Here is a 17890-nt window from a genome sequence, read left to right as displayed (position 1 = left end):
TCCCCTATAGAACCCCATAACTCTAGTTTTCAAGGTGCGTTCATCGGTTGATGACTGGGTTTTTTAAGCGGTTGCTTACCGGCCCCCTATTCTTAATATCATACATCAGATCAAGTCGCCCTAAAAGGGCGAGGCTTTCAACCCAATTTTTCGGTGACAGTATAGCTATTGGTTTGGCGGTTTTGGTCGTTTATATATGGTTGGCTGAATAATGGTAAAACCCTTTTAAAATAAGGCTTTTGACCTGTTAAAATCCGCTGTTCATGCTGCGAAAATCGGATTGGGACTCTCAAAAACCTTGCATTATCCTTTTCATAGTACAAAATTGGTACAAAAAGAGAGGGCAACAAAGCCTGAAACGACCGACGACCGGCTACTGACGACCGACTCCTGCCCCCACGAAAAACTTTTTGCCGCAAACCCTAATTACGACATCTATCGGATTGTTGAGGTGCTTTGGGCTATTGATTTTGATAATCCACCTGTATCAGCAAAAGCAGATGCGATGTTTGATTATCGAGTCAGGTATCAGGGTGGGAAGGTGATGGAATTGGAGAAGTTACCAACTTTCAGACAGCGTTGGGATGACGATGGCGGTTTGGGGGGATTCCAAACTTACATTCAGAATTTATTGGGGCTGTCAAGCAATAACTAAGAGCCTTGTTAAGCTTGTGTTATAGTATTGAGCAGATATAGGGTAACTGCTATGACTGCTATAGTTCAGGAACTTTTAGATACCTTTGACCGCTTGACAGACTCAGAGCGGTTAGATTTGCTATTAGAGATTCTGAAGCGGACAATTCACCTGGATTTTCCGCCCTTATCTGATGAAGATCTAGTCCTCAATGCCGAGGGAATTTTTCTAGAATTAGACGATAGTTATAGAAAAAATCAGAGCAGCTCAAACTCCACCTCAAGCGGAGAATATTTATTCTCTTGAATATCAACCAATAACAAGAGAACTTCAAGCTAAGTATTGTGAATTTTTGTCTGCTGATAGCTTAAAAAAATGGCCTATTATGATAATTATTTACAGGGTTTTATCGAGTTAATTCGAGTGAAGAAAATACTGTTAGATGCTTTGTTAAAATCAACAGATAAATCCGCTCAATATAATCGTATTTGCTTCGGTATTACCATACTCTCAGAGATAATAATAGAAAAATATATTGGCTATTTTCCCCACAAATCCCTAGAATCTTTTAAGATGATCGCCAAGGCTTTTTTAAATGATCCTAGCTTGCAACCAGAGAAAAAAATTCAGTTTAACCAAGTTTTAATCTCTTTAAAGCATAGGGCTATGGCTATCCTCTGGCAAATACAAGAATACGAAAATCAAGAAACTAAACCTCTCAATTGGACAGACTTTTATACGTCGAATAAATCCGATACTGATCAAGTGCAGAAACAAAAAAATCAGCCAGCGATCGCATGGGCAAAATCTCGCTTAGAACAGTTAGAAAATCTGAGAAAAGTTAAGGGATGGGATTAAAAGAGTGATGGTAATTCTGGACTCTAACATTTTAAGCTTATTAGTAACCCCGATCGGTGAAGACTGGCCAGAAGATCAAAAGTTATGTACAGAAGTTTATCAATGTACCGAATGGTTTTATCGTCTGCTGGCAAGAGGAGCTTGTCTGACTTCATCTGATCTATGTGATTATGAGGTTAGACGAGAAGTAAAAGCGTGCAAGAATTAGATAAGTTAAGGAATGTAATTGAGTTTCAGAAAGTCAGTTTTATTTTACTACAAAAAGCCGCTGATCTTTGGGCTGAGTTGAGAGCAACAGGTCAACCAAACAAAGTTAAAGAAAATATTGATATAGATTGTATCCTATCGGCTCAATGGTCTCTACTCAAAGAAAAATATCCCAGTCGTCGGGTTATTATTGCCAGCAAAAATATCAAAGATTTCCAAAACATTACTGATTGCCCCCTCTGGCAAGATATACACTATTAAAGCGAAACCGCTTGCTTTTGTTTTTTTTCAATCATACTTATAGATCCAAGGCAATCTATTTGCCGCCCGAAAATTCGCCAATAATCTTGAGAATTTTTTGATCAATTGGGACTCGATCGAGGATAATTAGAAAAAGTATTTTGACTCATAACCAAATCTAATCAAGAAGCCCAGTGACGATTCCCCTGCTAGAGTTGTTTGTATTCGCCACCGTTTTGTGCGGATTTTTAGGAACATTCCTGAAAAAAAACTTAATCATGAAGATTATCGCCATGGATGTCATGAGTACGGGCGTTATCGCCTACTATGTGGTGATTTCTTCCCGTGACGGTTTATTTACTCCCATCCTCGGTACAGTTAAACAGCAAAATTACGCCGATCCTGTACCCCAAGCAGTGATTTTAACAGCGATCGTCATCGGTTTTTCCATTCAGGCGTTAATGCTGGTGGGAGTGATGAAATTAGCCAAAGATAACCCCACCCTCGACAGCAGTGAGATAGAAAAAAATAACACACCATGAATACTTTAACGATCGCTTGGATAAGTTTACCCTTTTTGATCGGCTTTATCATCTATTTATTGCCGCGATTAGACAAATATCTGGCTCTCGCCACCACTATTATCTCTCTCGCCTATTCTCTCCTTCTATTTAGCCAATCCTCCCCCATAACCCTCAACCTGCTGGATAATTATGGCGTGAAACTGGTAGCTGATCAGTTAAGTGCCTATTTTATCCTCACTAATGCCCTGGTGACGATGGCAGTTATTTTTTATAACTGGGAAAGTAGCAAAACCGCCTTTTTTTACGCCCAAGCTATCATTCTCCACGGCAGCATTAATTCTGTCTTCGTCTGTGAGGATTTTATTAGCGTTTACGTTGCCCTAGAGGTAATTAGTATTGCCGCTTTTCTGATGATTGCCTATCCTCGCAGCGATCGCTCTCTCTGGGTTGCCCTGCGTTATCTGTTTATCAGCAATGTGGCGATGTTATTTTACCTTATTGGCGCAGTTTTAGTCTATAAAGCCAATAATTCCTTTGCTTTTGCTGGTTTAAAGGACGCACCTCCCGAAGCCTTGGCTTTAATCTTCATGGGATTATTAGTCAAAGGGGGAATCTTTGTCTCGGGGTTATGGCTACCGATGACACACTCGGAATCGGAAACCTCCGTCTCGGCGCTGATGTCGGGGGTGGTGGTAAAAGCTGGCATTTTTCCCCTCCTGCGCTGTGCTTTAATCCTAGGGGATTTAGATGTCCTAATTCGGCTTTTCGGGGTGCTAACGGCGATTTTTGGCGTGTCATACGCAGTGTTTGAAAAGGATAGCAAGCGGATGTTAGCCTTCCATACTATTTCCCAGTTAGGTTTTATTTTAGCCGCCCCGGTAGTCAGTGGTTTTTATACCCTTACCCACGGTTTAGTTAAATCTTGCCTATTTCTGTTAGCGGGAGTTTTACCCAGTCGCAATTTTAAAGAATTACAGCAACAATCGCTCCCTAATTCTCTCTGGATTGCCCTAGTGGTTGCTAGTTTTTCTATCTCTGGATTCCCCCTATTATCCGGTTTTGGGGCGAAAGCGTTAACGATGAAAAATTTAGTACCCTGGCAAGAGATTATGATCAATCTTGTGGCGGTGGGGACAGCGATTTCCTTTGCTAAATTTATCTTTTTACCCCATGCAGGGGGCGAAAGTAAACAGAAGCTAACTATCGGTTTCTGGACAGCAATCATTCTGCTGCTTGCCGCCCTATTTTTATCCAATGCCGTCTATGTTGAAGCTTATAATCTCCCCAATATTATCAAAGCTTTAGCCGTCATCGGTGCCGGGTGGTGGTTATATCTGGCAGTTTTCAAAAAGTTATCCCTAAAATTATCGCGAGCTTGGGAACAATTTGATAATCTCATCGGTATGATGAGTATAATGTTAGTTTTATTATTTTGGATGGTCTTAGCATGATCGGACATATAATTCTGCGTTTAACTATGTGGTTTTTGCTCACCGCTAATTTTACCCCCGCTAATATTATGATCGGGGTGGCTATTGCTTTTCTTTTGCCCCGTAATTTCGCCTCTAGCGAAACTTTAGGCGATTGGTTAAAGGTAATAATTAAAGTTTTGCTGGCTATTCCCCAAGCTTATAAGGAAGCGTTTGAAATTATCTTTCATCCCCACAAGGAAGAAGAAATTATTTTCGAGAGAATTTCGGGTAAACGTTCACCCAGATTAGCTTTTTGGGATATATTTCTCATTACCTTTACCCCGAAAACTATCGTCACCGAATACAAGGAAAATGAGGGTTATGAAGTTCATCTAATTAAACGGAGTTCCCAGGAATGAATATTGTTCTCATTGCCATGATTGTCGCCCTATTAATTCCCCTTTATGAAGTGGCAAAAAATGATGACATCTGGCAAAAAATGGCCGCCTTTGCCAGTGCTTCCAGTAAATCATCGATTATTATTCTAGTGGTGTCAGTTCTGCGGGATGATTGGATGATTGGAGTGGTAGCAGTGATTATTCTCAGTGTCGGTAATGCTGGTTTTATGTTATTAGCACAAATTCTTAAACGATTGAACGAATCATGATTGACATTTTGAGTTATATCTGCATCGCTATCGGAGTTTTTTTCTGGTTTTGGGGAACGGCGCATCTTTTAGACAAGCGCTCGGTATTATATAAATTACATGGTCTATCTGTCGCTGATACTTTGGGTTCCATGGCGATTATTTTCGGGCTACTTTTGAAAGTTCCCCAAAATTGGCCTTTATTATTATTGGCAATAATTTCCCTAGCAATTTGGAACACCATGTTAGGCTACGTTTTAGCTTATACTTCTAGCGATCGAGAGTAAAATTAAAGATGAATGAAAGTTATCTCTATGTTATTGTTGCCCTCTTGCCTTTAACTGCGGCGATGGTGATGTTACAATCTAATCCCTACCAAGCTCTAGTAATTCGCGGGGTTTTAGGGGCAATAGCAGCCTTAGTCTATGCTTTATTAGGGGCAGCAGATGTGTCTTTAACCGAAGCTTTGATGGGAACCATGTTAGCCGTAACTCTCTACGCGGTGGCGATTCGTTCCTCTTTAGTGATGCGTTTAGGAGTAATTGCCGAGGAAACCGATACAGTTTTAGAACAGTTAAAAACTCAACTACAAACGGTTTTAAGTAAACGTTTTATGCGTTTAGAATTAGTTGCCTACAGTGATAAACAAGCTTTGCAACAGGCACTTATGGATAAAGATATTCATGCCGTCTGTATCCGTCAAGACAATCCAGAAACTATCCCCTACGAAACCACAATTAGATTACCCTATCTCTACGATATTTTTAAAAATGAATTAACGGCAGCCAACACGATTTTAACCTGTATTGAAACCCCCAAATTAGAGGAGAAACACTAATGAAATGGATTTATACTCTAGCCGCCATTGCCTTCGCTGTCAAAATGGTAATTATTCCCAATACTGCTTCCTCTGTATCATCCTTAGAAATTGTTGAATCCCTGGTGCACGACGGTGGTGTTCCTAATGCGGTTTCGGTGGTTATTTTTCGTAATCGTCTCTACGATACCATCTATGAAGTGGTGGTTTTTACCATTGCCATTATGGGGGCAAATTTTCTTTTAGCCACCGAAAAACCCGCCAGTAAAATCCATCAATTTACCGACCAACCTTCAATTATTTTAGCCCGTTTAGGGGCAACAATTACCGCTTTAGTGGGCATTGAATTAGCTATCCGCGGACATTTAAGTCCGGGGGGAGGTTTTGCCGCCGGAGTCGCCGGAGGTACGGCAATTGGTTTAATAGCAATTACCTCGTCTCCCGAATGGATGCAAGCAATTTATCGCCGTTGGCAAGCGGCAACATGGGAGAAAATTTCCGTCTTAGTTTTTATTGTTTTAGCCGTCATTACTCTCTCAGGATTTGAGTTACCCCACGGGGAATTAGGAGCGCTATTTAGTGGCGGCATTTTACCGATACTAAATATTTTAGTCGCCGTTAAAGTAGCTTTAGGTTCCTGGGCAGTAATCCTCGTTTTTATCCGCTATCGCGGTTTATTGTGAGAGGTTAATATCTATATCTATAGCTTTAGGTCAAAACTGGGGATTAACCGATAATCATAACATGACTTGATGGTTGAAAAAATGCTATAGTAATTTTGTTGCCCTCCTCAAGAATCAATAGGCATCTAATGATTCTGCTAAAAGAACTCCCGAGGTAAAAATTATGGTTAACGTTATTCGCGGTTCTTCAGCTAAACCTGTATCTTCTCAAAGATTAGCTAAATATTTTGAGGAAAGAACAGATATAGAGGGAACATTGTATATCGGCTATCCTATTATTGGAACTCCCCAAGGAGGATATCAAATTGATGCTCTATTAGTCTCTCGTCAGCAAGGGGTTATTATTTTTAATATTGATGAGGGAAAAAATTATGATTTGGATATTGAAGGCACTCAAGACGAGAGCATAACCAAGTTAGAAGCAAAACTGCTGTCTTATAAAGAGCTTGTTCAAAAAAGAAAGCTAATAGTTAACATTTCTGTAGCCACCTATGCACCGATTTGGAATAATTATCCAGAAGGAATTAACCCAGAGGAATATCCTGTTCTTATTAAAGATAAAGATCTTGATGATTTTATCAAGAAATGTCAAGGCAATGATTCTGAATATTTCGAGAAAGTCAACTCAGTTATACAAGCTGTTACAACCATTAGAAAAAAAGACGCTCGCAGTTATGTTGTTAAACGAGATTCTAGGGGAGCAAAGTTAAAAAAATTAGAAGATTCTATCGCTAATCTTGATGAAACTCAAAATAAGGCTGTTTTAGAAACCACTAAAGGTGTACAAAGAATTAGAGGTTTAGCAGGTTCGGGAAAAACAATTGTCTTAGCGCTGAAAGTAGCTTATCTTCATGCAACTCATCCCGATTGGAATATTGCTGTTACCTTCTATACACGCTCGTTAAAGGATCAATACAAAGATTTAATTACTCGGTTTAGTTATGAGCATAAAAATTCCGAACCAGACTGGGAAAAAGTAAAAATTATTCACGCTTGGGGAAGTCCTGAGATAGAAGGAATTTATTATGAGCTATGTAAACGACATAATATTGAATATTTAGATTTTAGTCAAGCAAACAACCTAACATATTTGTTGAATGAAGACCCTTTTGAGTTTGTCTGTCAAAAAGCCTTCCGAGAGATTAAAAAATTTCATCAATATTATGATCTTATTTTAATTGATGAAGCTCAAGATTTTCCTCAAGACTTCTTAAGACTCTGCTATGAAATCTTGAAAGATGATAAACGTTTAGTTTATGCCTATGATGAGTTGCAAAGCTTAAATAGTAAAGTCATGCATTCTCCCGAAGTTATTTTTGGAAATGATAATCATGGTAATCCTAGAGTTAAATTGGAGAATTTACCCAGCGAACCCCAACAAGATGTGGTTTTAAATACTTGTTACAGAAATTCTCGTCCTATTCTGTCCTCTGCTCATGCTCTAGGTTTTGGAGTTTATTATCCACAGGGACTAATTCAAATGTTTGATAATCCTCAATTATGGCAAGATATTGGTTATGAGGTTGAAGAAGGAGAATTAAAATCAGGAGAATTTGTTAAACTGATTAGAACCCCCAAAACCAGTCCTAAATTCCTTGAAGAACATTCTTCTATCGATGATATTATCAACTTTAAATCTTTCGATAACAACCAGGAGCAATTTGAATGGCTAGTGGAACAAATTGCCAAGAATCTCAAGGAAGATGAATTAAGATGCCAAGATATTATGGTTATCCATCCAATACCTAAAAATGCTCGCAACGTTTTTGGAAAAGCTAGACAAATGTTATTTACAAAAAATATTAATTCTCATTTAGCAGGTAGCACATCTTCTCCCGATGAGTTTTTTCAAGAAAACTCGATTGCTTTTACACAGATTTATCGTGCAAAAGGCAATGAAGCGGCAATGGTTTATTTCATTAACGCTCAAGAATGTTTATCTGGTTCACAAATTGCTAGTAACCGCAATATTTTATTTACAGCGATGACTAGAAGTAAAGCTTGGTTAAGAGTTATTGGTTATGGAGCAAATATGCCAGCTTTAGAGAGGGAATTTCAGGAAATTAAATCGAGAAATTTTGCTCTTGAGTTTACCTATCCAACCCCCGAAGAACTTCAACAAATGAAGAAGGTTTATCGAGATACTCTTAATACCAAGAGATATAAAAATGACAGGGAAAAGCAAGAATTAATTGCCAAGTTAAAAAGTATAGAATTTTCATCAGATGAAAAAAACGAAATTATCAAAATATTCCAAGAATAGTTAAGAAATGCTTAATGTTCAGAATATCTTTAAAGATGTTAAAAATTTAACGGCTAAATTGATAGAAGTAGGATTATCAAGTCAGCAGAACTTTCCGACTTTGAATAAATTGAGTCAAAATATTTCTGAGATTAGCTATGCCAATAGTTCCGACTTATCCATTGCCCTAAAAAATGTTGCCTATCAAGATATTTATGATGAGCTTGATCGCGGGAAGAATTATAATATTAAAATGATTGATGGAGCCTTGATTCAATTACTTTATCGCTTCCAAGGATCGCAGTTATTATCCCATAGACTAGCTTTCTTCTCATCCCCTTATTTAGAATCTTTTCAAAATGAGCCAGAACTATATGAAGAAGACGAGATATTTGCCGATATTATCGCCAAAAATATTGTAGCTGTACCGATTAGATTTGATTACGATCCTGATAATTTTCAAGAGATTCATCACCCCAGATGTCATCTCACCCTAGGACAATTCAAAAACTGCCGAATTCCAGTGTCCTCCCCTTTAACACCCAGCATATTTATTGCTTTTATCCTTCGTAACTTTTACAATACAGCCTATCATCTATATTCCGAGCAGATCAATTTTAACAATCAGCGATTTCCAGAAACCATAACTGAAATAGAAACAAATATACTACATTTTGCCATTAAATCTCCCTCTCTATAGTCCCTATCGGATTTACCCTCATACAGTTCAGCAAAACCTCGAAATTTTTTCTTAAAAAAGCTTGACAAAAGCCCTCAACTTGCCTTATACTTTCTAGTATAATGGGAATCCGTGCCTGCCTGCGAACAGCTATTTTTTTAAAGAAAAAAAGGAGTCAGGGAAAATAAAGACTCCTTATCTAAGACAGTTTATTGGTGGAATTGGTGCAGTAGGTTGCGAAACTCCGGAAAACTAATCTGATGATCGCGACCGGCATCGGCATGGTGTAACATAGCTTCGATTTCCTTGTCTGTCACCCCCGGTTTGATCGCCTGAATACAAGCTTTTAACTCCTCAAGGCTAATTTGTCCGGAGCCATCACTATCGAATAGCTGGAATCTTTCCAATAAAATTCTTTCCTGTTGATCACGATCGCTGTCACTACTAAAAGATAGATGATCGAAGACCTGAAAAGCACGGGCGATATTTTGCCATAATTGACGGGACAGAGGACGATGGAGAATCGTTTCCTCCTCCTGACCGGTAACTCTGTACTGGCGACGCAAAGACTCGACAGTTTCCGTTTCCGCAGCCGGCAATTCCGTCAATAAATGCTTGATCGCCTCCCTGGAACTCTTACCGGTTAACACTTCCAGCAATTCTGACCCCACCCGGCGATCGGGGTCTTTTTTCCAAGTCACCAACAAACTTTCTAACAAAGCATCGCGGTAACTCTGCAAACGCAACCAATCCTCGCGACTATACTGCTTGTCCGGATCGAGAAGTTCGGCCGATTCCACACCCAACTCTGTTAAAATTGCCTGATGTTCGGCCTCGGTAATCGTCAACTCTAAGCGCATTTGTTCTAGGATTTCGAGGCTGTGGCCGAAGTCAGTATATCCCTCCTCCAAAACCTCTTTTAACACGGCTTTATAGGCTTTTAAACACTTCTGGTGGGTGAAATCCGGCAGTATCTTGGCTAACACATACACCTCATCCGCGTCCAAAGCTTCCAGCGATCGCCCATCGAGATATTTAGCCGTATCGAGACCCAGTTTACCCAACTGTTTACGCAATCTTCCCGCTAGTCCTTCTCGTTGGTAACGGCCCGGCTCCCTTGTCCAGGTGCGATATAACCATAAACTACTCAAAACAGCCGGTAAAATATCAGCGAAATAATGCCAAAATTTTGGCAAAAGATTAATAAAAGAACGACCACCGAAAATAAAGAAGAAATTGAAAATCAGAAAAGTTCCGACAGTAAAGACGCGGTGACGGATAATTTCTGTAGTTAAAGGCGACTTTTTGCGAATTCTATCGACTTTGTAGGCATTTTCAACTTTTTTACCGAGAAAGTAACCCAAAAAAGTGCAGATTCCCAAAGTTAAGGGAACAGCTACCAGCTTCGGAATCGCAATTGTCTGACCTGCAAGATAAAAACCCGGTTGAAAGAGGGATTCTAGTTGAGTTTCTTCGTGCGCCCAAGCTCCAGAGAAATAATAGTCCCAATTGCCAGCATAGAGATAATAATAGATAGAATAGCCAACAACTAAGCCAAAATAACCGTAATAAAGCCATTGGCGATCTCTGTTAGTTATCCCATCCCAATAGGATCTTTCCGCATCGATATCGATACAGGGACTCTGACAGGCAACACAGGCACTTTGTTCGCTACCATCTTCACGGACAATACGACACATGGATTGAGTAATCCCACCGCGACTGTCTTCGTGAGCGGTACTATTCAGTAAACCCCTCGGTTCACTGTAAATCCTTTCCACTGGACTCATGGGACAGAAATAGTTACACCAAGATTTGCCCCCATACCAATAACCCACAAAGATCGCCCCTAGAATAGTAAAGATTAAAAAGCTACCCAAGACTAAGCGATCGGAATTATCAAAGAGAATCCGTCCGCATAAACCCAAAAATAACAGACTTAATTGTAGATAGAGATAATTCCGGGCTAAAAAAGAGTTTTTCGGCACTTTATAGATTTCATAGCGGACTTTCCCCGATTTATCGGTGTGTTTTTTCTGACGCTGTTTACCCAAGGCGCGCGGTATTTGAGAAAGAAAGGATAAAGGACAGATACGCCGCCAGAGTTCGTGACCGAATACTAATAAGATAAAAATGCTACTAGGAACCACTATTCCCCAAAAAATCGGCGCACCTAACTGATAGGAGGATTGGGGGAGGCAAACCCCCTGGACTTTAATGCAGACATCGGGATCAACTCTCAGGGGACTAGAGAGATTATTAGTATCGGTTAATTGTGCCGAAATCGGGTCAAAAAACAGAGAAAATATCAGAATTAACCAAGCGATGGTAACAACCCATCGCAGATAGTGCATTGATCGTTCGGGAATTTGTGCAAACATAGGTCCAAGTAGTGACGGAGAAGAGACTTTTAAGGGAGATTAGGGCTTCAATTCTCGAATTATCAAGCTTTTACTTTAATAGCAGCGAAAAACTCTACTTTTTGATAGACTACATCACCTTTTTCTACCCCTGAGGAAATTCCCCTTCAGGCAGCAGGATGCGGCGTTGACAAATTAACAGTGATCCAGTATATGTGGGAAAATTGTCTTAAAATATTATCTACGCTGCTACTATCACTAGACTAGAACATTAAAGAGCGTATTGGCTTAATCCTTCTCAAAAGTTTAAATTCTATGGCTGAAAGCTTGAACCATAAATCCGAAAAACCCTCTCCTCCTCCCGTCCCCCAAGAAAACCCTTGGCTAGAAGCAGTTAAAACCATTGTCACGGCTGGAATTTTGGCTTTTGGCATCCGCACTTTTGTGGCCGAGGCCCGTTATATTCCCTCTTCTTCCATGGAACCCACTCTCCAGATTAACGATCGCCTAATTATCGAGAAAGTTAGCTATCATTTTCAGAAGCCAGAACGGGGTGATATAGTGGTTTTTAGTCCGACAGCCGCTCTGAAAGCTCAAAATTTTCATGATGCTTTTATTAAACGGGTGATTGGACTGCCGGGGGATAAGGTGGAAGTCAAAAACGGTCTAGTTCACGTCAACGGTAAAGTTTTAGCGGAAAAGTATATCGCCGAAGAACCTAATTATACTTTCGGACCGGTGACAGTTCCCCCCGATCAATATTTGGTTTTGGGCGATAATCGCAATAATAGTTATGATTCCCACGCTTGGGGCTTCGTTCCCCGGGACAACTTAATCGGTCGCGCCGTGGTGCGTTTTTGGCCCTTCAATCGTCTGGGAGGACTTGACAACCCCGACGCTGCCACAAATCAGAATTAATGTCAACAAAATAAATAGGGTTTGCGGCAAAAAGTACGGGCGAAGCATTCGGATAGAAAATCTACGGTTTCACCGATAGGTTATTGCCCGAATGCTTCGCCCCTACAGGACGCGGGCTGATGAAGACGCAAGGTTTTGAAGCACGATTCTCTCAAAATCTTGCACCTGTTTCACGAGAAAAGCCACAAAACCCTTACCTTGCCTACATTTCACATTTATTCAGCAAGCCCTAAATATAAAAATTCCCCCTAGTTTTAGGGGGATTCGTCCGTCTATTTGAACATATTACTCACGGAATTGTCCTCATGGATGCGCCATATGGCCTCCCCCAGAATCGGGGCAACCGGCAAGACTTTCAGTTGCGGGAAAAAATGTTCTTGGGGGACGGGAATCGTGTTAGTAACGATCACTTCCTCGACTATACCACTGGATAAACGCTCGATCGCCGGACCAGAAAAAACCGGATGGGTGGCACAAGCATAAACCTGTCGCGCCCCCTTGGCTTTCAGTAACTGCGCCCCTTGAGCGATCGTACCAGCCGTATCGATCATATCATCGACTAAAACCGCCGTTTTATCCTTAACATCACCGATCAAGTTCATCACTTCCGCCACATTATGGGTTTGCCGGCGTTTATCAATAATTGCTAGGGGAGCATCACTGAGTTTTTTGGCAAAAGCCCGCGCCCTAGCCACCCCACCCACATCGGGAGAAACCACGACGATATCGGGTAATTTTTTACTGAGAAGATAGTCCACCACCACTGGGGAACCGTAAACGTGATCGAAGGGAATATCGAAATAACCTTGAATTTGGGACGAATGCAAATCCATGGCCAACACGCGACTTGCCCCCGCTTCCGTGATCAGATTAGCCACCAGTTTAGCGGCGATCGATTCCCGGCCGGCGGTTTTGCGATCGGCGCGAGCATAACCATAATAGGGAATTACGGCGGTAATTTGTCGGGCAGAAGCACGACGACAGGCATCAATCATGATCAACAATTCCATCAAATGATCGTTGACGGGATTGCAACAGGGTTGAATTAAATAGACATCACAGCCCCGGATCGATTCCTGAATCTGGATGTACAATTCACCATCGGCGAAACGTTTACGAATCATCGGCCCCACATCCATACCCAGATAACGGGCCACCTCTTGGGCGAGAGATACATTAGCGGATCCCGAAAAGAGACGCAGACGATTGCTGTCCGACGCGGCGGGAAACATCGGATGTCGCATCAAAGTAGCAGAATAGCTCACAGCAGATTCTTTACCCTCAAACTCAAGGCACTTTTTTCTATCATCTCAGTTTTGTTGAAAATCTGAGTGGATTTCTTTGTTAGATCTCAATCTTAACCAATTACCGATCATCTTCGAGCCATTGCTGCCCCTTTTAGCAGCAACGGCCATGGCAAAATTGCCGCCGGATTTTGTCAAAACCGATTAACGTTTGGCTAACTTTTTCACCGGTAATTTACGCAGACGGATCGATTTCGGGGTAATTTCCACCAACTCATCTGGTCCAATGTATTCGAGGGCGCGTTCGAGACTCATATCCACGGGGGATTGTAACTGAACCAATTCATCCCCGGTGGCGGAACGATGGTTAGTTAACTGTTTAGTTTTGCAGATATTGATCTCCACGTCCTGGGGCCGGTTGCTTTCGCCGATAATCATGTTTTTATACACTTTTGTCCCCGGAGTAATAAAAAATACTCCCCGGTCCTCGGCGTTTTTGAGGGCGTAGAAAGTGGCGACTCCTTCCTCAAAGGCAGTAATCACGCCATTGTAACGGGTGGCCAATTCCCCAGAGAAAGGACGATATTCGAGAAAACTATGGTTCATAATCCCCTCACCGCGACTCAGACGGATAAATTCGCCCCGGAAACCGATTAAACCTCGGGCCGGAATCACGAATTCCAATTGAGTACGGCCATTGCTGCCCGTCTGCATATCCTGCATTTCCCCTTTCCGTTGGCCGAGACGTTCGATACTGGAACCCACCGCTTCTTCGGGTACATCTAAAACGAGGTATTCGTAGGGTTCGCAGGGTTGACCGTTAATTTCGCGATAGATAACCTGCGGCTGCGATACTTGGAATTCGTAGCCTTCCCGACGCATGGTTTCGATGAGAATACCTAAATGCAGTTCTCCCCGTCCCGAAACTAGGAATTTCTCGGCAGAATCACTTTCTTCCACCCGTAGGGCGACGTTAGTTTCTAATTCTCGCATCAGACGATCGCGAATTTGCCGCGAGGTGACAAAAGTGCCTTCCTGACCGGCAAAGGGAGAATCGTTCACCGAGAAGGTCATTTGTAGGGTCGGTTCATCGACTTTAATTAGGGGTAAAGCTTGCGGGTCATCGGCTAAAGTTACGGTTTCCCCGATGTTAGCGTCGGCAAAACCAGCCACAGCAACGATATTACCGGCGCTGGCCTCGTTTAGTTCCACCCGTTTGAGGCCCTCAAAACCAAGAAGTTTTGTTATTTTACCCTTGACAACCGCGCCCGTATCCTTTACTAAAGCTGCCTGTTGACCAGCTTTAATTACGCCGTTATGGATGCGGCCGATAACGATGCGTCCTAAGTATTCCGAGTAATCGAGGGTGGTTACTTGCAGCTGTAGGGGTTTGTTAACGTCCCCGGCCGGTGGTGGAACGTGGTGTAAAATCGCTTCAAAGAGGGGCTGCATATCTTTGTCTTCGTCTTCGAGGCTTTCTTTGGCGAATCCTTGCATCCCGGAAGCGAACAGAGTAGTAAAATCACATTGGTCGTCATCGGCACCCAGTTCCACAAACAGATCGAAAACTTTGTCCACGGCTAGGTTAGGATCGACGTTAGGGCGATCGATTTTATTGACCACGACAATCGGTCTTAATCCCTTTTCTAGGGCTTTTTTCAGCACAAAACGGGTTTGGGGCATCGGCCCCTCGTTAGCATCGACAATCAGGATACAACCGTCCACCATACCTAAAACCCGTTCCACTTCGCCACCAAAGTCGGCGTGACCGGGAGTATCGACGATGTTAATCAGGGTGTCTTGGTAACGAACGGCGGTGTTTTTGGCCAGAATGGTGATACCGCGTTCTCTTTCGAGGTCATTGGAATCCATGACGCAGGTGGGTACATCTTCCCCTTCTCGAAAGATTCCCGACTGTTTGAGGAGTGCATCGACGAGGGTGGTTTTCCCGTGGTCAACGTGAGCAATGATAGCAACGTTACGGATAGGCAGAGACATAAAATATTGAAGTAGTCTTAGGTTTATTTTTACAAGTAAACATTTCTTAATAATTCTAGCTTAGACTGACCAGCACCGTTAGCAAATCTTTATTTTTCCTTGCTTTCCCATCAGCAAGCTCTACTGCTTACTGTTGACAGACCCCCCAAACCCTAGGCAAGTAACCCACCCTCACAGGAGTCGAGACGATAGAAAAGACGACTGGAGGCAGGGGGTAGGGGTAAATTGAAGCTAGAGTGAAAATCCTCTTGAACTTTGTAGGTTAAGCGGGGGGAAACTTGGCGAACAATTTGCGTCAACAGTTTATCACCGGTTTTTTGGAGAATGGGACGGGGAATCTTATAAATAAACTTGGGAAACTTAACCATAACATCCATACGCAGTTCCCAGGTGACTTGGGTGATAACCGCCGGAATATCCCGTCCCTGTTGCCGAAAAATTGCCTCAATTTCCTGACTAGGAGAAGATAGCGGCATTTCCTCTAGTTTCATAATTGCCTGATAATCCACTAGATAGCCTAAAAACGGTTGATCGGGAATGGGAACACTGCGAGTATGATAGACTCCATTGACCGGCAGATCGAGAACCACAGCGATTTTCGGCTCCAGTTCATAGCCAAAAGCTCCATATTTACCGATGGTGATAATATAACCATTGTCACCGAAGGGCAGAGTTTTCATCGGTTCGGCACAACGACAAAACCAACCTTCGTGAGCGCCCAGATAATCGGCAACCTTGTCCTGATTGCTATACATATCCATACATCCGGCAAAATGGGTTTGAAAACCGAGAAATTGATTGTCTTCTTTGACTTCTACAGATTCGCGAGCTAGGGAGTTAATGGGGGGACGCTGCATGACTTAAAACCTGGAAAATGATAGTGCTAGAAACAGTTGGGGATTAACTGCCAAAGGATCGGGGAAATTTGTAGAATTGAGATTAGTGTAACGTATTGTTAAAAACTATTAGGTCAAGAAGCGATGAAAGCATTTGTAGCAGGAGCCACGGGGGAAACGGGACGGCGAATCGTTGCCCAATTAGTCGAGCGTCAGATTCCCGTACGCGCTTTGGTGAGAAACCGCGAGAAAGCGGCGGAAATTTTGCCAGCAGGGGTGGAAATCGTCGTCGGAGATGTCCAACAGGCCGATAAGTTAGAGGCACTAATCGCTGATTGTAGCGTTTTGCTATGCGCCACGGGAGCCAGACCGAGTTTTAATCCCACGGAACCTTTGTTAGTGGACTACTTGGGAACTAAAAATCTCATCGATGCCGCAAAAAAGAAAGGAATCGAACATTTTGTTCTCGTTACTTCCCTCTGTGTATCCAACTTTTTCCACCCCCTCAATCTCTTTTGGTTAATTTTATTCTGGAAAAAACAAGCGGAAGCCTATTTAATCAATAGTGGACTAACCTACACGATCGTGCGCCCCGGAGGCCTCAAAAACGATGATAATCTTAATGCCATTAAAATGTCATCCGCCGATACCCTTTCTGAGGGCAATATTCCCCGCACAAAAGTGGCTTCCGTTTGCGTAGAATCCCTATTTTATCCCGCCGCTAACAATAAAATTATCGAAATTGTTGCCCCCTCAGACGCACCCAATCTCGATTGGCCTCAATTGTTTCAAAGTGTCACCTAAACAGTAATCAGTAATCAGTGATCAGTAATCAGTAATCAGCAAACAGTAATCAGTGAAATGATAACCCAAATGTGGAAACTAAAAACTCATATCTGATAACTGGTAACTGATAACTGATAATCCGTTAACCTCTTAACCAGTCAAATAATTGACCGAGGGTGATTTGAAAATTCGTAGCAAAAGCGGGGACGGGTAAAAGAGCATTTTCTGATTCAAAAATAGCGATAGTTCGATCACTAAAATAAACAAAGATAATTTCTTCTTCTGGATCGATTAACCAACCCATTTGAGTGCCGTGATCTAGACAATAAAGGATATTTTTAACAACTTTAGTCTGATTTTGATCTGGAGAGAGAATTTCAATTAACCAGTCAGGAGCGATCGCAAAATTATTTAATACTTTTCCCTCGCCATCGCGGGGAATATTTTCCCAGAGAAAAACTGAAACATCAGGAACTAGAGAACGACTGCCAAAAGTACAACGCAATTCAGGATAGGCACGGGCAATTCGTTGGGGTTTTAGACTAGCGTTAATAGCCGGAACCAAATCACCTTGAATAGTGCTATGTTTACCTTGGGGCATTGGTTTAGGAATAATTTGACCGTCAATAAATTCCTTGGGGGGTTTAGTTTCTGGTAATTGTAGAAATTCCCTTAGTGTCAGGGAATTATTAACAGTGACAACCATAAAATTTTTTTATTGATCGCTATGATCGTTAATTTTAACGCAATTTCTCCAAGCAGAGAAGATCAAAAACGGGGCGTTGTCAAATTGAAAGATGATCCGA

The 17890-nt window shown here is 41.9% G+C and carries 21 protein-coding genes; 16 read left to right on the top strand and 5 right to left on the bottom strand.

The window, feature by feature from the left end; all coding sequences use genetic code 11:
- Nucleotides 1-325 precede the first annotated feature (325 nt).
- The 14 genes from IM500_RS24320 (at nucleotide 326) to IM500_RS24255 (ending at nucleotide 8963) form a co-directional block, all read left to right on the top strand.
- The gene (locus tag IM500_RS24320) at nucleotides 326-655 is read left to right on the top strand and encodes a hypothetical protein (protein ID WP_287739688.1); all 330 of its coding nucleotides are present in this window, start codon (nucleotides 326-328) and stop codon (nucleotides 653-655) included.
- A gap of 51 nt (nucleotides 656-706) precedes the next feature.
- The gene (locus IM500_RS24315; RefSeq protein ID WP_002796733.1) at nucleotides 707-940 is read left to right on the top strand and encodes a hypothetical protein; all 234 of its coding nucleotides are present in this window, start codon (nucleotides 707-709) and stop codon (nucleotides 938-940) included.
- 69 nt (nucleotides 941-1009) lie between these two features.
- Nucleotides 1010-1492: a hypothetical protein gene (locus IM500_RS24310; protein ID WP_287739687.1), complete on the top strand. Its 483-nt coding sequence runs from the start codon at nucleotides 1010-1012 to the stop codon at nucleotides 1490-1492.
- Nucleotides 1493-1499: 7 nt separating this feature from the next.
- Nucleotides 1500-1700: a hypothetical protein gene (locus IM500_RS24305; protein WP_242034709.1), complete on the top strand. Its 201-nt coding sequence runs from the start codon at nucleotides 1500-1502 to the stop codon at nucleotides 1698-1700.
- Complete coding sequence (locus IM500_RS24300) at nucleotides 1688-1960, top strand: hypothetical protein (RefSeq protein ID WP_242034708.1); 273 nt, start codon at nucleotides 1688-1690, stop codon at nucleotides 1958-1960. Before IM500_RS24305 ends, IM500_RS24300 begins: the two co-directional genes overlap by 13 nt.
- 173 nt (nucleotides 1961-2133) lie before the next feature.
- Complete coding sequence (locus IM500_RS24295; RefSeq protein WP_002796737.1) at nucleotides 2134-2481, top strand: NADH-quinone oxidoreductase subunit K; 348 nt, start codon at nucleotides 2134-2136, stop codon at nucleotides 2479-2481.
- Nucleotides 2478-3914, top strand: a complete 1437-nt coding sequence (locus tag IM500_RS24290) for a cation:proton antiporter (protein WP_287739686.1) — start codon at nucleotides 2478-2480, stop codon at nucleotides 3912-3914. The genes IM500_RS24295 and IM500_RS24290 overlap by 4 nt, the downstream gene beginning before the upstream one ends.
- Nucleotides 3911-4294, top strand: a complete 384-nt coding sequence (locus tag IM500_RS24285) for a Na+/H+ antiporter subunit E (RefSeq protein WP_287739685.1) — start codon at nucleotides 3911-3913, stop codon at nucleotides 4292-4294. The genes IM500_RS24290 and IM500_RS24285 overlap by 4 nt, the downstream gene beginning before the upstream one ends.
- On the top strand, nucleotides 4291-4542 hold the full coding sequence (locus tag IM500_RS24280; protein ID WP_002739224.1) for a hypothetical protein: 252 nt from the start codon (nucleotides 4291-4293) through the stop codon (nucleotides 4540-4542). Before IM500_RS24285 ends, IM500_RS24280 begins: the two co-directional genes overlap by 4 nt.
- The gene (locus IM500_RS24275) at nucleotides 4539-4808 is read left to right on the top strand and encodes a monovalent cation/H(+) antiporter subunit G (RefSeq protein ID WP_045358951.1); all 270 of its coding nucleotides are present in this window, start codon (nucleotides 4539-4541) and stop codon (nucleotides 4806-4808) included. The genes IM500_RS24280 and IM500_RS24275 overlap by 4 nt, the downstream gene beginning before the upstream one ends.
- A gap of 8 nt (nucleotides 4809-4816) precedes the next feature.
- A complete protein-coding gene (locus tag IM500_RS24270; protein WP_046662752.1) occupies nucleotides 4817-5359 on the top strand; it encodes a DUF4040 domain-containing protein in 543 nt (180 codons plus the stop codon).
- On the top strand, nucleotides 5359-6021 hold the full coding sequence (locus tag IM500_RS24265; protein WP_287739684.1) for a Na(+)/H(+) antiporter subunit B: 663 nt from the start codon (nucleotides 5359-5361) through the stop codon (nucleotides 6019-6021). The genes IM500_RS24270 and IM500_RS24265 overlap by 1 nt, the downstream gene beginning before the upstream one ends.
- A gap of 163 nt (nucleotides 6022-6184) precedes the next feature.
- Nucleotides 6185-8284, top strand: a complete 2100-nt coding sequence (locus IM500_RS24260; protein ID WP_287739683.1) for a DEAD/DEAH box helicase — start codon at nucleotides 6185-6187, stop codon at nucleotides 8282-8284.
- A 7-nt stretch (nucleotides 8285-8291) separates the two neighbouring features.
- Nucleotides 8292-8963 (top strand): DUF2290 domain-containing protein, encoded by a 672-nt coding sequence (locus IM500_RS24255; protein ID WP_287739682.1) that lies wholly within the window; start codon nucleotides 8292-8294, stop codon nucleotides 8961-8963.
- Between the two features lie 188 nt (nucleotides 8964-9151).
- Here IM500_RS24255 and IM500_RS24250 read toward each other — a convergent pair whose 3' ends face one another.
- On the bottom strand, nucleotides 9152-11323 hold the full coding sequence (locus IM500_RS24250; RefSeq protein ID WP_287739681.1) for an EF-hand domain-containing protein: 2172 nt from the start codon (nucleotides 11321-11323) through the stop codon (nucleotides 9152-9154).
- Between the two features lie 294 nt (nucleotides 11324-11617).
- Here IM500_RS24250 and lepB point away from each other — a divergent pair, with 294 nt between their 5' ends.
- Nucleotides 11618-12220, top strand: a complete 603-nt coding sequence (gene lepB, locus IM500_RS24245; protein ID WP_287739680.1) for a signal peptidase I — start codon at nucleotides 11618-11620, stop codon at nucleotides 12218-12220.
- Between the two features lie 272 nt (nucleotides 12221-12492).
- Here the strand turns inward: lepB and IM500_RS24240 are convergent, their stop codons facing one another.
- The 3 genes from IM500_RS24240 to IM500_RS24230 form a co-directional block, all read right to left on the bottom strand.
- Entirely contained in the window at nucleotides 12493-13464 is a 972-nt protein-coding gene (locus IM500_RS24240) for a ribose-phosphate pyrophosphokinase (RefSeq protein ID WP_190359357.1), read from the bottom strand.
- 204 nt (nucleotides 13465-13668) lie between these two features.
- Complete coding sequence (typA, locus tag IM500_RS24235) at nucleotides 13669-15462, bottom strand: translational GTPase TypA (RefSeq protein ID WP_002796752.1); 1794 nt, start codon at nucleotides 15460-15462, stop codon at nucleotides 13669-13671.
- A gap of 152 nt (nucleotides 15463-15614) precedes the next feature.
- Nucleotides 15615-16319 (bottom strand): DUF1997 domain-containing protein, encoded by a 705-nt coding sequence (locus tag IM500_RS24230; RefSeq protein ID WP_190722991.1) that lies wholly within the window; start codon nucleotides 16317-16319, stop codon nucleotides 15615-15617.
- A 123-nt stretch (nucleotides 16320-16442) separates the two neighbouring features.
- On the opposite strand from IM500_RS24230, the gene IM500_RS24225 reads away from it, so the two are divergent.
- Complete coding sequence (locus IM500_RS24225; protein WP_287739679.1) at nucleotides 16443-17102, top strand: SDR family oxidoreductase; 660 nt, start codon at nucleotides 16443-16445, stop codon at nucleotides 17100-17102.
- A 124-nt stretch (nucleotides 17103-17226) separates the two neighbouring features.
- On the opposite strand, the gene IM500_RS24220 is transcribed toward IM500_RS24225, so the two are convergent.
- Entirely contained in the window at nucleotides 17227-17790 is a 564-nt protein-coding gene (locus tag IM500_RS24220; RefSeq protein ID WP_190722989.1) for a Uma2 family endonuclease, read from the bottom strand.
- Nucleotides 17791-17890 lie beyond the last annotated feature (100 nt).

This window comes from Microcystis sp. M179S2 (assembly GCF_020245805.1).
Classification (GTDB): domain Bacteria; phylum Cyanobacteriota; class Cyanobacteriia; order Cyanobacteriales; family Microcystaceae; genus Microcystis; species Microcystis aeruginosa.
Note: the sequence above shows the minus strand (reverse complement) of the source record. Positions and strands in the feature narration are given on the sequence as shown.

Bases quoted from the DNA above. Each gene is read 5' to 3' on its own strand.
- IM500_RS24280 (WP_002739224.1), top strand. From the start codon at position 4,291: ATGAATATTGTTCTCATTGCCATGATTGTCGCCCTATTAATTCCCCTT.
- IM500_RS24290 (WP_287739686.1), top strand. From the start codon at position 2,478: ATGAATACTTTAACGATCGCTTGGATAAGTTTACCCTTTTTGATCGGC.
- IM500_RS24315 (WP_002796733.1), top strand. From the start codon at position 707: ATGACTGCTATAGTTCAGGAACTTTTAGATACCTTTGACCGCTTGACA.
- IM500_RS24270 (WP_046662752.1), top strand. From the start codon at position 4,817: ATGAATGAAAGTTATCTCTATGTTATTGTTGCCCTCTTGCCTTTAACT.
- IM500_RS24250 (WP_287739681.1), bottom strand. From the start codon at position 11,323: ATGTTTGCACAAATTCCCGAACGATCAATGCACTATCTGCGATGGGTT.
- IM500_RS24240 (WP_190359357.1), bottom strand. From the start codon at position 13,464: ATGCGACATCCGATGTTTCCCGCCGCGTCGGACAGCAATCGTCTGCGT.
- IM500_RS24230 (WP_190722991.1), bottom strand. From the start codon at position 16,319: ATGCAGCGTCCCCCCATTAACTCCCTAGCTCGCGAATCTGTAGAAGTC.
- IM500_RS24305 (WP_242034709.1), top strand. From the start codon at position 1,500: ATGGTAATTCTGGACTCTAACATTTTAAGCTTATTAGTAACCCCGATC.
- IM500_RS24275 (WP_045358951.1), top strand. From the start codon at position 4,539: ATGATTGACATTTTGAGTTATATCTGCATCGCTATCGGAGTTTTTTTC.
- IM500_RS24285 (WP_287739685.1), top strand. From the start codon at position 3,911: ATGATCGGACATATAATTCTGCGTTTAACTATGTGGTTTTTGCTCACC.
- IM500_RS24255 (WP_287739682.1), top strand. From the start codon at position 8,292: ATGCTTAATGTTCAGAATATCTTTAAAGATGTTAAAAATTTAACGGCT.
- typA (WP_002796752.1), bottom strand. From the start codon at position 15,462: ATGTCTCTGCCTATCCGTAACGTTGCTATCATTGCTCACGTTGACCAC.
- IM500_RS24310 (WP_287739687.1), top strand. From the start codon at position 1,010: ATGGCCTATTATGATAATTATTTACAGGGTTTTATCGAGTTAATTCGA.
- lepB (WP_287739680.1), top strand. From the start codon at position 11,618: ATGGCTGAAAGCTTGAACCATAAATCCGAAAAACCCTCTCCTCCTCCC.
- IM500_RS24265 (WP_287739684.1), top strand. From the start codon at position 5,359: ATGAAATGGATTTATACTCTAGCCGCCATTGCCTTCGCTGTCAAAATG.
- IM500_RS24225 (WP_287739679.1), top strand. From the start codon at position 16,443: ATGAAAGCATTTGTAGCAGGAGCCACGGGGGAAACGGGACGGCGAATC.
- IM500_RS24220 (WP_190722989.1), bottom strand. From the start codon at position 17,790: ATGGTTGTCACTGTTAATAATTCCCTGACACTAAGGGAATTTCTACAA.
- IM500_RS24260 (WP_287739683.1), top strand. From the start codon at position 6,185: ATGGTTAACGTTATTCGCGGTTCTTCAGCTAAACCTGTATCTTCTCAA.